Below are 14,197 nucleotides of genomic sequence, written 5' to 3' on the forward strand. Positions count from 1 at the left end.
GCCTTTTGCAATAATTTAGCTCTTCTTAGCTGTGGTACTTTTCACACGCTTCAAGAGTGTTTTCGATTAAGCTTGCCACAGTCATTGGGCCAACACCACCTGGTACTGGTGTAATGAAATGTGCTTTTTGTTCAGCGATATCGTATTCAACATCACCAACAAGCTTGCCAGATTCAAGGCGGTTAATGCCTACATCAATTACGATAGCACCTTCTTTAACCCAATCACCCGGAATGAACTCAGGTTTACCAACCGCAACAACTAATAAATCAGCGCGGCGAACATGCGTTTCTAAATCTTGAGTAAACTTATGACAAACCGTTGTTGTACAGCCTGCAAGTAAAAGCTCAAGTGACATAGGACGACCAACAATGTTTGATGCACCAACAACAACTGCGTGCATACCTTTATAGCGAACACCGGTAGAGTCGAGTAGGGTGATAATACCCTTCGGTGTACAAGGACGAAGTGCCGGCATACGCTGAGCTAAACGACCAATGTTATAAGGGTGGAAACCATCAACATCTTTATGTGGTGTGATGCGTTCAAGAATTTTTTCAGCATCAAGACCCTGAGGTAAAGGTAACTGTACTAGAATACCGTCTACTTCTTTGTCTTCGTTTAGTTGATCTATTAATGCAAGTAAATCTTGCTCAGTTGTGTCGCCAGGTAAATCGTAAGACTTAGATACAAAGCCGACTTCTTCACATGCTTTACGTTTAGAACCAACATACACTTGGCTAGCTGGATCTTGACCAACTAACACAACTGCTAGTCCTGGAGCGCGTAATCCATTCGCTACACGCTCTGCAACTCGCTCTGCTACATTGCTGCGTACTTGTTTAGCTATTGCCTTACCATCGATGATGTTTGCCGTCATGGGTGACCTTTAATTGGGGTTAGTTAACTTGATACTGATACATCTAAATATGATTATCCAATAAAGGGGGCGTGGATACACAAATCATGTTTGTTTGATCATATTTATTTATGTTGCGTATTTTCGCAGAAAAGCATCATAGCGCCAAGATGCAATCTTATATAAAGCGCTACTTTATAAAAAAGAGTTCAAATTTTAGCTTATATTTGCAATATTTAACCATTATGAACTAAAAGTGACCGATTGAATTATTTTCTTAAAAAAATGTTTGACCTGACTCGGTCAAATCACTATTATGCACCCCGTTGTTAACGAGGTCACTCGCAAACAACGGTAAGCATCGGCGATTAGCGCAGTTTGGTAGCGCACTTGGTTTGGGTCCAAGGGGTCGCAGGTTCAAATCCTGCATCGCCGACCACTTCTTCTTTAAGAAGCGGTGCTTACAGGCAAACTTATGAAGTTTTCGATGCGCCCGTAGCTCAGCTGGATAGAGCAACGCCCTTCTAAGGCGTTGGTCGAAGGTTCGAATCCTTCCGGGTGCGCCATTTGAAAATATGTAAATGCCGTGGTGATTGTAGCTCAGTTGGTAGAGCCCCGGATTGTGATTCCGGTTGTCGTGGGTTCGAGCCCCATCAGTCACCCCAATTTACTCTAAGATATCGGCGATTAGCGCAGTTTGGTAGCGCACTTGGTTTGGGTCCAAGGGGTCGCAGGTTCAAATCCTGCATCGCCGACCATTCTCTTGAATGGTCTTTATTTTCAAAACTTCTCTCAGTATCGGCGATTAGCGCAGTTTGGTAGCGCACTTGGTTTGGGTCCAAGGGGTCGCAGGTTCAAATCCTGCATCGCCGACCACTTTTAAAGAATTATGGTCAAAGAACGATTGGTTTGGGTATATCCAATTCAGTCGCAGGTTAAAATTCTGCATCGCCGACCACTTCTCAATTTCTAAATACATCCTTTAATTCATCTTAATTCTCCTTTGTTATTTTGTTGCGTTCGTTTTTTACGCATTTAAACGCTGATTGCTGCTATATAAGCCAAATAATTGCCCCCCAGACTCGACTATCATAAATATTAGGTTATAATGCCGCGTCTATTGTTTAACATAGTGCCCATAGGGGCAAAGCAGCAATGGTATCTCATGGTTACAATGCGCCGTTTTAAGTTGAAATATTCAGCGTTAAAACTTGCTATCACTCATGGAGATCACCTTGTTTGTAAGGAAGGCGAACAGTCGCCAAAATTGAAGATTGAGGTAAATCATGCAAGTTTCTGTTGAGACGACTCAAGGCCTTGAGCGCCGTCTGACCATCACCGTTCCTGCAGAGAACGTTGAGACTGAAGTAAAAAAACGCTTACAACAACTGTCTAAAACCCAGCGTATCGATGGTTTCCGTCCTGGTAAAGTACCAGCGTCTATCATCAACAAGCGTTACGGTGCTGCAGTACGTCAAGAAGTTGCTGGCGAATTAATGCAACGCAACTACATCGAAGCAATCGTTTCTGAAAAAATTAACCCAGCTGGTTCACCTACTTTCGCTCCTAAAGCGTTAGAAGCTGGTAAAGATTTAGAATTCGATGCAACTTTCGAAGTTTACCCAGAAGTTGAAATTCAAGGTTTAGATAAAATCGCTGTTGAAAAACCAGCTGTATCTGTAACTGACGAAGACCTAGCTAACATGCTAGAAACTCTACGTAAGCAACACGCTTCTTGGGCTGAAGTTGACGCAGCTGCAGGCGAGAACGACCGTGTAACTATCGACTTCGTTGGTTCTATCGAAGGCGAAGAGTTCGAAGGCGGTAAAGCTGAAGACTTCCCACTAGAACTTGGTCAAGGTCGTATGATCCCAGGTTTCGAAGACAACATCGTTGGCAAAAAAGCGGGCGAAGAAGTTGTTGCTGAAGTAACTTTCCCTGAAGAGTACCACGCTGAAAACCTTAAAGGTAAAGCAGCTACTTTCGCAATCACTGTTAAGAAAGTTGAAACTCAAGAGCTTCCTGAGCTTAACGATGAGTTCGCAACTAAATTCGGTGTAGCTGAAGGCGGTGTTGACGCTCTTAAAGAAGAAGTTAAAAAGAACATGACACGTGAGCTTGACCAAGCAGTTAAAGCTAATGTTAAAGATCAAGCTATCAAAGGTCTTTTAGCTAACAACGAAATCGAAGTGCCAAAAGCGCTAGTAGATCAAGAAATTGATGCACTACGTCAGCAAGCTGCACAACGTTTCGGTGGCGACGCTAAAAACATGCCTGAGCTTCCAGCTGAATTATTCCACGAGCAAGCTGTAACTCGCGTTAAGACTGGCCTATTACTAGGTGAAGTAATTAAAGCGAACGAGCTTAAAGTTGACGACGCTAAAGTTGAAGAGTTAATCGCAACTGTAGCTTCTGCATACGAAGATCCAACTGAAGTAGTAGAGTACTACAAAGCAAACGATCAGCTTATGCAGCAAATGCGCAACGTAGCGATGGAAGAGCAAGCAGTTGAAGCTATCCTAGCTAAAGCAAACGTGACTGACGTTGAAAAAGCATTCGACGACATCATGAATCCACAGCAAGGTGCTTAATAAGTCATTGACTTAAGCTCTCGCTAGCGATTAAATGGCTCGTGTTACCCTGTATTTATACAGCGTACTCGGGCCATTTTAGTTTGTGGTATCAGTTTCAAAAAAACCAACAATACTGATGTTATTTCAGAACTTTTTTCGGCGAGGATTGAATTTGTTCTGATAAGTTCCTATATAGTTATAAAGATTGAATAGACAGCTTAACTTACATTAGTATAAATGTGCTTTCCTTATAGTAAGGATGAGTCGCAGCGGATAAGGAATTAAATAAGAATGAATAGCGGTATGATAGACCCTCTAAACGCACTAGTCCCTATGGTTGTTGAACAAACAGCTAAAGGTGAGCGCTCATATGATATTTACTCACGTCTTTTAAAAGAGCGCATTATTTTCTTAACTGGCCAAGTAGAAGATAACATGGCTAATTTGATTCTTGCGCAAATGCTGTTTTTAGAATCAGAAAACCCAGAAAAAGATATTTATCTTTATATTAATTCGCCAGGTGGTTCTGTGACTGCGGGTATGGCAATTTACGATACAATGAATTTTATCAAGCCTGATGTAAGCACTATTTGTGTTGGCCAAGCGGCAAGTATGGGTGCATTCTTACTATCAGGTGGCGCTAAAGGTAAGCGTTTTTGTTTACCTAACTCACGTGTAATGATCCACCAACCATTAGGTGGCTTCCAAGGTCAGGCATCTGACTTTGAGATCCATGCCCGTGAAATTTTATCAATTAAAGATAAGTTAAACCGTTTAATGGCTGAACATACTGGCCAGCCACTCGATGTGGTTTCTCGTGATACAGACCGTGATAACTTTATGACTGCTAGCGAAGCAGTTGAATACGGCCTAGTTGACTCAGTATTTTCAAGCCGCGATTCGAAGTAATCTGAATAGCTAATAATAACGTATTGTTAGCTATCACCCTTTACTATGCGAAAACTGATATTCTTTGATATAGTTAAACATAGTGAATTAGCAGTAGCCCAGTGCTACTGCCAACGTAATAAATGAGGTAGCTGAATGTCTGACACTCCTACAGACGGCGACAAAAGTAATAAATTGTTATACTGCTCTTTCTGCGGCAAAAGCCAGCATGAAGTTCGCAAACTAATTGCTGGCCCTTCAGTATATATTTGTGATGAATGTGTAGAGCTGTGTAACGATATTATCAGGGAAGAAATCAAAGACATTGCGCCGAAGCATAATGCGTCTGATAAACTGCCTGTGCCGAAAGAAATTCGTGATCATTTAGATGATTACGTGATTGGCCAAGACCACGCGAAAAAAGTGCTGTCGGTTGCGGTATACAATCACTACAAACGTTTACGCAATCAAACAATCAATGCAGATATTGAGCTTGGTAAGAGTAATATTCTATTAATCGGTCCTACAGGTAGTGGTAAAACATTACTTGCTGAAACAATGGCTCGTTTACTTGATGTACCATTCACGATGGCCGATGCAACGACACTAACTGAAGCAGGTTATGTAGGTGAAGACGTTGAAAACATCATTCAAAAGCTACTGCAAAAATGTGATTACGACGTAGAAAAAGCACAACGTGGTATTGTTTACATCGATGAAATCGATAAGATTTCTCGTAAGTCTGACAATCCATCGATCACCCGTGACGTATCGGGCGAAGGTGTACAACAAGCCTTACTTAAGCTAATTGAAGGTACGGTTGCATCTGTGCCACCACAAGGCGGCCGTAAACATCCACAGCAAGAGTTCTTGCAAGTTGATACATCTAAGATCCTATTTATCTGTGGCGGTGCGTTTGCTGGCCTAGATAAAGTGATTGAACAACGTAGCCATAAAAATACCGGTATTGGTTTTGGTGCTGAAGTTAAGCAATCATCAGGTAGCCGCAGCTTAAGTGAAACATTTAAAGATGTTGAACCAGAAGATTTAGTGAAATACGGTTTAATTCCTGAGTTCATTGGTCGTCTTCCGGTTGTTGCGACACTTACAGAGCTAGATGAAGCAGCGCTTATTCAAATTCTGAGCGAACCAAAAAATGCATTAACTAAACAGTTCTCTGCATTGTTTGCGATGGAAGATGTTGAGCTTGAGTTCCGTGAAGATGCGCTTAGCGCAATTGCTCATAAAGCAATGGAGCGTAAAACAGGTGCTCGTGGCTTACGTTCAATCGTTGAAGGCGTATTACTTGATACTATGTATGAATTACCTTCGATGGATGATGTTAGCAAAGTGGTTATTGATGAAACCGTTATTAAAGGTGAGTCAGACCCAATTTTGATTTACCAAAGCGGTAACCAAGACAAAGCTGCATCTGAATAAAGCTGTAATAGTTTAAAAGTTAAGCAGTTGAACACGAAAAAGGAGCCAAAGGCTCCTTTTTTTATAAATATGTTGAACTTTCCCTTACATATCCCCATATACTTGAGTAATCTTTAAAATAAATGAAGTGCGAAGAGAATATAATGACGCTTGAGAGAACAGATCGAGTCGAAATCCCCGTGTTGGCACTGCGCGATGTAGTGGTTTACCCACACATGGTGATCCCGCTATTTGTTGGTCGTGAAAAATCAATAAAATGCCTAGAAGCGGCGATGGACAAGGACAAACAAATTTTCCTAGTGGCGCAAAAAGACGCCTCTGTTGATGATCCGCAGCAAGATGATATCTACCGTGTTGGCACCATTGCCACAGTACTTCAGTTATTAAAGTTACCTGATGGCACCGTTAAAGTGCTTGTTGAAGGCACACAACGTGCGAGCGTTGAAACGTTTTTAGATAACGATGATTTCTTTGTGGCTGAAGCACAGTTCATCGAATCAGGCCATATCGACGAGCAAGAACAAGATATCTTTATTCGCAGCGCAATTAGCCAATTTGAAGGCTATGTAAAGCTTAATAAGAAGATCCCACCTGAAGTACTTACTTCTGTGTCTGGCATCGATGAAGCTGCACGCCTTGCTGATACCATGGCAGCACACATGCCGCTTAAGGTACCTGAAAAGCAAAAAGTACTTGAGATTGCCGATGTGACTGAGCGTCTTGAATACTTAATGGCACTGATGGAAGGCGAGATTGACTTACTGCAAGTTGAGAAAAAAATCCGTACCCGCGTGAAAAAGCAGATGGAAAAGTCGCAGCGTGAGTATTACCTCAACGAGCAAATGAAAGCGATTCAAAAAGAGCTTGGCGAACTTGATGATGTACCCGATGAATTCGAAGCAATTAAAAAGCGCATCGAAGAATCAGGTATGCCTAAAGAAGCGCAAGAGAAAGCAAACGCTGAGTTATCTAAATTAAAAATGATGTCGCCGATGTCGGCGGAAGCAACCGTCGTGCGCTCGTACATTGATACCTTAATCAATGTACCTTGGAAAAAACGCTCTAAGGTGAAAAAAGACTTAGCTGGCGCACAGAAGATTTTAGATAGTGACCATTACGGCTTAGATAAAGTTAAAGAGCGTATTATTGAGTATCTAGCGGTGCAGCAGCGCACTAATAAGCTTAAAGGCCCAATTTTATGTTTAGTCGGTCCTCCTGGTGTAGGTAAGACTTCACTTGGTCAGTCAATCGCACGCTCTACAGGTCGTAAATATGTGCGTATGGCATTAGGTGGCGTTCGTGACGAAGCGGAAATCCGCGGTCACCGCCGTACTTACATTGGTTCTATGCCTGGTAAGTTAATCCAGAATATGACTAAAGTTGGTGTAAAGAACCCATTATTCTTATTAGATGAAATCGATAAGATGTCATCAGATATGCGTGGCGACCCTGCATCAGCATTACTTGAAGTACTTGATCCTGAGCAAAACAGCCATTTTGCCGATCACTACTTAGAAGTTGATTACGACCTATCTGACGTGATGTTCGTGGCAACATCAAATAGCTTTAATATCCCAGGTCCGTTATTAGACCGTATGGAAGTGATTCGTTTATCGGGTTACACCGAAGACGAGAAGCTAAACATTGCTAAACAACACTTGATCCCAAAACAAGTTAAGCGCAATGGCTTAAAAGAGCATGAAGTTGAAATTGCTGACAGCGCAATTATTGGCATTATCCGCTACTACACACGTGAAGCGGGCGTTCGTAACTTAGAACGTGAAGTGTCAAAACTATGTCGTAAAGCAGTTAAAAACATCCTGCTTGATAAAGACACTAAAAAGGTCCTTATCGACGATAACAACCTTGAAGAATTCTTAGGCGTACAACGCTTTGATTATGGTAAAGCAGAAGACGGTGACCGTATTGGCCAAGTAACGGGTCTTGCGTGGACTGAAGTAGGTGGTGATTTACTGACTATTGAATCTGCAGCTGTACCAGGTAAAGGCAAGCTAACTTACACAGGTTCGCTTGGTGATGTAATGCAAGAGTCAATTCAGGCAGCGATGACGGTTGTTCGTAATCGTGCTGAAAAACTTCGCATTAATAGCGACTTCTATGAGAAACGTGACATTCATGTTCACGTGCCAGAAGGTGCAACACCAAAAGATGGTCCAAGTGCTGGTATTGCCATGGTAACTGGTTTGGTATCGAGCTTAACGGGTAACCCTGTGCGCTCAGATGTAGCAATGACAGGTGAAATCACATTACGTGGTGAAGTATTACCAATTGGTGGCTTAAAAGAGAAGCTACTGGCAGCGCATCGTGGTGGAATTAAAACCGTTATTATTCCAAAAATTAACGAACGTGACTTAAAAGAGATCCCAGACAACGTATTAGAGGGCCTTGAAATTCACCCAGTTACATGGATTGATGACGTTTTAAAACTGGCTTTGAAGCACCCAGTTGAGAGTTTTTCTGTCGAAACTGAAAAAAACCAGTAAAAAACCGCAAAAAAGTGCATTTAGGGGCTTTTCAAATACAAAGGGTATGATAAGTTAAGCACTAGTTTTCAAGCCTAGGCCTTATGTAGCCTAGGGTTGAGAAAAATATAATAAACTGAGCATAAACTTAATTTGCTCATAAATTTTCAAAACAGTGATGTTATTTTTTATAAAAACAATCGCTCTTGATAATAACAATGAAAGAGGATGATATTGTGAATAAATCTCAATTAATCGATCAAATCGCAGCTGACGCTGACATTTCTAAAGCGGCTGCAGGTCGTGCACTAGATTCATTCATCGAGGCTGTTTCAGGCGCTCTTAAAGATGGCGATTCAGTAGCGCTAGTTGGCTTTGGTACTTTCTCTGTACGTGAGCGTGCAGCGCGTTCAGGTCGTAACCCGCAAACTGGTGAGACTATCCAGATTGCTGCAGCAAACATTCCTTCTTTCAAAGCAGGTAAAGCGCTGAAAGACGCAGTAAACTAATCATTAAAGATTAGTTGGTGAGAGATACCTAATCACACTTAAATTGAATTTAGGTAACTTATCACCAGTTACTTCAAGTGAAAAAGCGTATCTGGTAAGATACGCTTTTTTTACATGAGCAGGGTTAATTTGTACCTGATCAGAATAGAGATAGATAAATGCTTGAGAAAATCAGAGAAGGTTCGCAGGGACCTGCAGCCAAAATTATTTTAGGCGCGGTGATTTTATCTTTTGCTTTAGCTGGGATCGGTGGTTATTTAGGACAAACCACAGAGCAACCCGTTGCAGAAGTAAATGGAGTTAAAATTAGCCAAACCGAATTCAGCCGTGCATACCAAAACGAACGTAACCGTTTAGAACAACAATTTGGTGAATACTTCGCACAAATCGCTGCTGATCCAAATTACATGGCACAAATTCGCCAAGGCGTAATCGACCGTTTAGTACAACAAGAATTGCAAACTCAACTAGCGGCAGAATTAGGTCTTCGTGTAAGCGACGAAAGTGTTCGTAAAGCAATTTTAGAAATGCCTTACTTCCAAGTAGGCGGCCAGTTTAGCAACGACCGCTACTTACAAGTTATTCGTCAAATGAATTTCCAACCAGATGCTTTCCGTGAATATTTACGTGAAGATATGACACGCAGCCAATTAGTAGGTGCTGTTGCTGGTACAGATTTCATCTTAGAAAATGAATTAAACAACAGCGTTGCTCTACAACAGCAAACGCGCAGTATTGATTACTTAGTTGTTGCTAAAGAATCATTACAAGCAGGTATCGAAGTAACAGAGCAAGAAATTGCTGATTACTATGAGTTGAATCAACCGCAATTCTTAGCACCAGAGCAAGTGTCTGTAAGCTACATTGACTTAAATGCAGCTAACTTAACACTTGATTCAAGTGTTTCAGAAGAAGATATCAAAGCTTACTATGATCAAAACAGTGCACAATATGTTGAGCCTGAAAAACGTCGTGTATCGCACATCTTAATTGATAACAGCGAAGACGATGATGCAGCAAAAGCGAAAGCTGAAGAGCTACTAGCGCAGTTACAAAGCGGTGCTGATTTTGCTGAGCTTGCTGAGTCATCTTCTGATGACGTAGTGAGTGCAGAAATGGGCGGCGACCTAGACTGGATTGAACGTGACATGATGGACCCTGCGTTTGAAGATGCAACGTATGCACTTGAAAGCAAAGGCGACATTTCTGACGTTGTAGAATCAGAGTTTGGTTATCACATCATCAAACTTACTGATATTCAAACACAGCAAGTTAAACCATATGCTGACGTAAAAGATGAGCTTCGCGCTGAACTTGAGCGTACTAAGAAAATTAATGCGTTCTATGAAAAGCAAACTCAAATGGGTGAGCTTGCGTTCGAAATTTCAGATACTTTAATTGATGCAGCAGAAGCAGCAGGCGTTGAAGTACAGAAAACAGAACTTGTTACTCGCAATGCATTACCTGAGCCGTTAAACAACCCACAAGTTGTTACTGCTATTTTCTCACCTGAAGTGTTAGAAGACCGCATGAACTCAGAAGTAATTGAAGTAGGCGATGAGCATGCTGTTGTTGTTCGTGTAAACGATCATAAAGCTGCTACAACGAAAGCACTAGCAGATGTTTCTGAGCAAATTAAGGCGACGTTAGTTTCACAAAAAGCATCGGAGCTTGCTAAAGAAAAAGCACGCACTCTATACGCTGAGATCGAAGCTGGTAAGAGCCTAAACGAAGTTGCACAAGCTGAAGGCCTAACAGTACGCCAAGAAGCTGCACTTGCTCGTCAAGCTTACACTGTGTCACCAGCTATTGTTCAACAAGCTTTCAAAATGGCTCACCCACAAGGTGCACCAGAGGTTGAAGTTGTTGACCTAAACAATGGCGATGCTGCAATTGTTGCGCTAAAAGCAGTTAATCCAGCGACTGACGTTGAGATTAATGAGCAACAAAAGCAAAACATCACTATGGCTCAAGTGAATAAAAACTACATGGTATTTATTGCAGCACTAAAAGCACAAGCTGAAGTGCAAGTACCGCAAGCGACTCAAGCTGCTGAATAATTAGCAAAATGAGTTAAATAAAAGGCGCCTACTGGCGCCTTTTTTGTTACCGTTAAAGGTAATTCAAGTTACAAGGAGCTTTTATGGAGTACAGTCTAATAGAGCAGCTACCAAGCGCAGAAGAATACTGTGACATGCGCCTTAAAGCTGGCTTATCAGCACGTTCATTAGCGGCTGCAAAGGCGGGGTTACCAAACTCTCTTTATGCTATTTGTATTCGTAAAAACGATGAGTTGATTGGCATGGGCCGCGTTATTGGTGATGGCGGTTGTAATTTTGAAGTGGTTGATATTGCTGTATCACCTGAATATCAAGGGCAAGGGTTAGGGCGTGTCATTATGGAACATGTTGACCGCTACATTGAATCTGCCGCCTTTGAAGGTAGTTATGTCACTATGGTCGCCGACAAACCTGGCTTTTACGAAAAGCTTGGCTACAAGTTTGTCGCACCACAAAGCCAAGGGATGTATAAAAAGTTTTGAGTATCATAGATAAACACAACGCAGATCATTACACATGGGGTAACAATTGCGACGGTTGGCATTTGGTAAAGTCTAATGCGCTGAGTGTTATTCAAGAGCATGTCCCAGTCGGCGAGGCTGAAGTAAAACACTATCATAAACATGCCGAACAATTTTTCTTTGTACTTAGTGGCTGTGCCACCATTGAACTTGATGGCCAAATACACAAACTCACTGCGCAACAAGGTTTGCATGTAAGTGCTGGCCGAGTACATCAGCTAAGCAATCAAGGTACTGAACCACTGCATTTTATTGTTACATCTACACCACCAAGCCATGGTGACAGAGAAGAAGTGTAGCCCTTATGAAGCTTGTAATGTTACCCGGCCTTGATGGTACTGGATTACTGTTCGAAAATTTGGCTCAAGAGCTTTCCAGAAAATTTGAAGTAACCATTATCTCATTTGAAGACGTTTCAGGGCAGAGTTATCAGCAGCAAGCGGCTGAGGTTGCAGAGCAATTAAAAAATGACTGCATATTTATTATTGCAGAGTCATATTCAGGGCCTATCGCATATGCCTTAACTCAGCTGTTAAAGCCCAATCAGATTTCGGGAATTGTATTTCTTGCGAGCTTTATATCAAGGCCATCAACAATTGCATGCATGGCTCATTTAATACCGAATGTCCTTTTTAAAGAGAATCGCTTTACTCGCAAAAGCTTAACTTACTTTGGTTTTAACTCCCACTATGAAAGCCAGCTAATTAGTGCTGTTTTTAACTCAATTAATATGGCGAATAAAATAAAGCTGAGAAATCGTTTACATAATATTGCGACCCTTCAAAAAGCGCATAACATTATCTCAATACCTGTGACTTATATTCGCCCATCGAAAGATCGGCTCGTTTCCAGACAAGCGGTTACTGATCTTGCTAAAAACTGCATTAATTACAATGAAGTGAGTGTTTCAGGCGGACACTTTATCGCTCAGCTAAAGCCAAAAGAGTGTTCAGAGGTTATTTGTAAAGCAGTTAAATTGGCCAAGCAAATTAACATTGATAATAGGTAAGGTGTGTCTTTTCGCCGATTTATCTTAAACTTACGGCTGATAGCTGATAGCTGATAGCTGATAGCTGATAGCTGATAGCTGATAGCTGATAGCTAAAGATCAGCAGTTCAACAACTTCTGCGTTACGCTTGATTGTGGGTTTTGGAAAATAGCTTCGGTTTGGCCGTATTCAACAATCTCACCGTGATCAAGTACCACAAGTTGGTCGCTAATATGACGCACTAAACTTAGGTGATGAGTAATAAGTACATAGCTAAGGCCAGTATCTTTTTGTAGTCGTAGTAATAAGTTTACCGTTTGTGCGCGTACAGACGGGTCTAGAGAGGATAACGCTTCATCGAGCACTACAACCTTAGGATCTAAAATTAAAGCCCGTGCAAGCGCTATACGTTGTAATTGACCACTACTAAACATATGCGGGTAATAGTGCTGATGATCTAAAAGCAAACCCACTTTTGCGAGGGTTTGTTTTATTTTATCTTCACGCTCTTCTTTGTTTAAGTCAGTGTTGTACTGTAAACAGTCATTCAGCATGTCGCCAATAGTTAAACCCGGGTTCAACGACGCCTCAGAGTCTTGGAAGATCATACGAATATGGCGACAGTCGTTATCACGCAAGCCATCATTTTCGATGATATTACCATCGAGCAAAATTTGCCCTTTATCAGCGTTATCGGCTCCTGAGAGTAATTTAGCTAAGGTACTTTTACCTGAGCCGGTTTCGCCGATAATTGCAATGGTTTCACCTTGTCCTAAGCAAAACGAAATATCTCTTAAAACAGAGAATCGTTTGCGTGAGAACAAGCCTGCACGCAGGTTAAAACTCTTTGATAACGCTTGAACTTTGAGCAGTGGTTGCATTATTTCATCGCCTTAATTAATGGGAAGTGGCAGGCATAACTATGACTATGATGCTTGGTCAATTTCGGAGTAACAACACATTCTTTTTGTGCTTGTGGGCAACGCGGACCTAAGCGGCAGCCTATTGGCAAATGCTGCAAGGTCGGAATGGTGCCTTTTAAAGCATAAAACGGCTCTTTGTGAGCCAGACCTTGCTCGTAGTCTGGTAAGCTTTTTAACAGTGCTTGAGTATACGGATGATATGGCTGACTAAAAATACGATTAGTTGGGCCAGCTTCAACCATTTGTCCGCAGTAAAGAACATGCATGCCATGAGACCACTCAACAATTTCTTCAAGTTCGTGAGAAATCATCAAAATCGACATGTTCTTTAGCTGGTTCAAGCTTTTTAACAGTCTAAATACTTGTGCACGCGTGGTGCTTTCAAGGGCGGTAGTTGGCTCATCGGCAATCAATAGTTTAGGAGTACGCGCAATGGCCATGGCAATCATTACTTTTTGACAAATCCCTTCAGAGAGCTCATGAGGGTAGCTGTCGAGTACCTTTTTATGATCTTTAATACCGACCTTGTGGATTAACGCTTTAACACGATCTTTACGCTGTTTATTTCGCTTTAAGAAAAAGCCACTGGTCGCTTGCGCAGGCAGGGTCTCGGCAATTTGGTCAAATATTTTAGCAGTTGGATCTAGGCAGCGACTCGGATCTTGGTAGATCATAGCAATGTCTTGACCTACGAGTTTACGGCGTTGCTCGTTAGATAGGCGCATTAAATCAACACCACGCCAATGCATGCGGTCTGCAGTGATATGCCAGCGTTTATTTAAAACCCCAACAATGGCTTTTGCAATTAAGCTTTTACCTGAGCCAGACTCGCCAACTAAAGCATGCACTTCACCTTCTTTTAAGGTCATGCTGACTCTATCAACCGCACGAATAACGGTATCTGAGGTGCGTAACTCTATCGTGAGATTGCGAATATCGAGTAATTGCATAA

Annotated in this window: 12 protein-coding genes and 5 tRNA genes; 14 read left to right on the forward strand and 3 right to left on the reverse strand. The window is 41.8% G+C overall.

Features of this window, described 5'->3' with window-relative positions:
- Positions 1-25: 25 nt before the first annotated feature.
- Entirely contained in the window at positions 26-880 is an 855-nt protein-coding gene (gene folD / locus NFU46_RS13655) for a bifunctional methylenetetrahydrofolate dehydrogenase/methenyltetrahydrofolate cyclohydrolase FolD (protein ID WP_054553151.1), read from the reverse strand.
- A 341-nt stretch (positions 881-1,221) separates the two neighbouring features.
- Between folD and NFU46_RS13660 the strand changes: the two genes are divergently transcribed.
- The 14 genes from NFU46_RS13660 (at position 1,222) to NFU46_RS13725 (ending at position 12,342) form a co-directional block, all read left to right on the forward strand.
- Positions 1,222-1,298: transfer RNA gene (locus tag NFU46_RS13660), tRNA-Pro, on the forward strand.
- A 50-nt stretch (positions 1,299-1,348) separates the two neighbouring features.
- Positions 1,349-1,425: transfer RNA gene (locus NFU46_RS13665), tRNA-Arg, on the forward strand.
- Positions 1,426-1,448: 23 nt separating this feature from the next.
- Positions 1,449-1,524: transfer RNA gene (locus NFU46_RS13670), tRNA-His, on the forward strand.
- Positions 1,525-1,540: 16 nt separating this feature from the next.
- Positions 1,541-1,617, forward strand: a tRNA-Pro gene (locus NFU46_RS13675).
- Between the two features lie 41 nt (positions 1,618-1,658).
- Positions 1,659-1,735, forward strand: a tRNA-Pro gene (locus NFU46_RS13680).
- A gap of 410 nt (positions 1,736-2,145) precedes the next feature.
- On the forward strand, positions 2,146-3,450 hold the full coding sequence (tig, locus tag NFU46_RS13685) for a trigger factor (RefSeq protein ID WP_054553149.1): 1,305 nt from the start codon (positions 2,146-2,148) through the stop codon (positions 3,448-3,450).
- A 273-nt stretch (positions 3,451-3,723) separates the two neighbouring features.
- Entirely contained in the window at positions 3,724-4,341 is a 618-nt protein-coding gene (gene clpP, locus NFU46_RS13690; RefSeq protein ID WP_054562075.1) for an ATP-dependent Clp endopeptidase proteolytic subunit ClpP, read from the forward strand.
- A 135-nt stretch (positions 4,342-4,476) separates the two neighbouring features.
- Positions 4,477-5,760 carry an ATP-dependent protease ATP-binding subunit ClpX gene (gene clpX / locus NFU46_RS13695; RefSeq protein WP_054562074.1) on the forward strand — a complete coding sequence of 428 codons (1,284 nt, stop codon included), beginning with the start codon at positions 4,477-4,479 and terminating at the stop codon, positions 5,758-5,760.
- 143 nt (positions 5,761-5,903) lie between these two features.
- Positions 5,904-8,264 (forward strand): endopeptidase La, encoded by a 2,361-nt coding sequence (gene lon, locus NFU46_RS13700; RefSeq protein WP_062566865.1) that lies wholly within the window; start codon positions 5,904-5,906, stop codon positions 8,262-8,264.
- 197 nt (positions 8,265-8,461) lie between these two features.
- Complete coding sequence (locus tag NFU46_RS13705) at positions 8,462-8,752, forward strand: HU family DNA-binding protein (protein WP_175580427.1); 291 nt, start codon at positions 8,462-8,464, stop codon at positions 8,750-8,752.
- Positions 8,753-8,910: 158 nt separating this feature from the next.
- The gene (ppiD, locus tag NFU46_RS13710; RefSeq protein WP_175082397.1) at positions 8,911-10,812 is read left to right on the forward strand and encodes a peptidylprolyl isomerase; all 1,902 of its coding nucleotides are present in this window, start codon (positions 8,911-8,913) and stop codon (positions 10,810-10,812) included.
- Between the two features lie 83 nt (positions 10,813-10,895).
- Positions 10,896-11,294, forward strand: coding sequence for a GNAT family N-acetyltransferase (locus NFU46_RS13715; RefSeq protein ID WP_054562071.1), 399 nt, complete (start codon positions 10,896-10,898; stop codon positions 11,292-11,294).
- Positions 11,291-11,632 carry a cupin domain-containing protein gene (locus NFU46_RS13720; protein WP_251602579.1) on the forward strand — a complete coding sequence of 114 codons (342 nt, stop codon included), beginning with the start codon at positions 11,291-11,293 and terminating at the stop codon, positions 11,630-11,632. Before NFU46_RS13715 ends, NFU46_RS13720 begins: the two co-directional genes overlap by 4 nt.
- A gap of 5 nt (positions 11,633-11,637) precedes the next feature.
- On the forward strand, positions 11,638-12,342 hold the full coding sequence (locus NFU46_RS13725) for an alpha/beta fold hydrolase (RefSeq protein ID WP_251602581.1): 705 nt from the start codon (positions 11,638-11,640) through the stop codon (positions 12,340-12,342).
- Positions 12,343-12,441: 99 nt separating this feature from the next.
- Here NFU46_RS13725 and NFU46_RS13730 read toward each other — a convergent pair whose 3' ends face one another.
- The gene (locus NFU46_RS13730) at positions 12,442-13,203 is read right to left on the reverse strand and encodes an ATP-binding cassette domain-containing protein (protein ID WP_055022259.1); all 762 of its coding nucleotides are present in this window, start codon (positions 13,201-13,203) and stop codon (positions 12,442-12,444) included.
- Positions 13,203-14,195: an oligopeptide/dipeptide ABC transporter ATP-binding protein gene (locus tag NFU46_RS13735; RefSeq protein WP_054562069.1), complete on the reverse strand. Its 993-nt coding sequence runs from the start codon at positions 14,193-14,195 to the stop codon at positions 13,203-13,205. The genes NFU46_RS13730 and NFU46_RS13735 overlap by 1 nt, the downstream gene beginning before the upstream one ends.
- Positions 14,196-14,197 lie beyond the last annotated feature (2 nt).

This window comes from Pseudoalteromonas sp. NCCP-2140, from assembly GCF_023708065.1.
In the GTDB taxonomy this organism is placed as follows: Bacteria; Pseudomonadota; Gammaproteobacteria; order Enterobacterales; family Alteromonadaceae; genus Pseudoalteromonas.

What these genes read in the sequence shown, in the direction of transcription:
- lon (WP_062566865.1), top strand. Translation starts at nt 5,904, where the DNA reads ATGACGCTTGAGAGAACAGATCGAGTCGAAATCCCCGTGTTGGCACTG.
- NFU46_RS13735 (WP_054562069.1), bottom strand. Translation starts at nt 14,195, where the DNA reads ATGCAATTACTCGATATTCGCAATCTCACGATAGAGTTACGCACCTCA.
- NFU46_RS13705 (WP_175580427.1), top strand. Translation starts at nt 8,462, where the DNA reads ATGAAAGAGGATGATATTGTGAATAAATCTCAATTAATCGATCAAATC.
- folD (WP_054553151.1), bottom strand. Translation starts at nt 880, where the DNA reads ATGACGGCAAACATCATCGATGGTAAGGCAATAGCTAAACAAGTACGC.
- NFU46_RS13725 (WP_251602581.1), top strand. Translation starts at nt 11,638, where the DNA reads ATGAAGCTTGTAATGTTACCCGGCCTTGATGGTACTGGATTACTGTTC.
- clpX (WP_054562074.1), top strand. Translation starts at nt 4,477, where the DNA reads ATGTCTGACACTCCTACAGACGGCGACAAAAGTAATAAATTGTTATAC.
- clpP (WP_054562075.1), top strand. Translation starts at nt 3,724, where the DNA reads ATGAATAGCGGTATGATAGACCCTCTAAACGCACTAGTCCCTATGGTT.
- tig (WP_054553149.1), top strand. Translation starts at nt 2,146, where the DNA reads ATGCAAGTTTCTGTTGAGACGACTCAAGGCCTTGAGCGCCGTCTGACC.
- ppiD (WP_175082397.1), top strand. Translation starts at nt 8,911, where the DNA reads ATGCTTGAGAAAATCAGAGAAGGTTCGCAGGGACCTGCAGCCAAAATT.
- NFU46_RS13730 (WP_055022259.1), bottom strand. Translation starts at nt 13,203, where the DNA reads ATGCAACCACTGCTCAAAGTTCAAGCGTTATCAAAGAGTTTTAACCTG.
- NFU46_RS13715 (WP_054562071.1), top strand. Translation starts at nt 10,896, where the DNA reads ATGGAGTACAGTCTAATAGAGCAGCTACCAAGCGCAGAAGAATACTGT.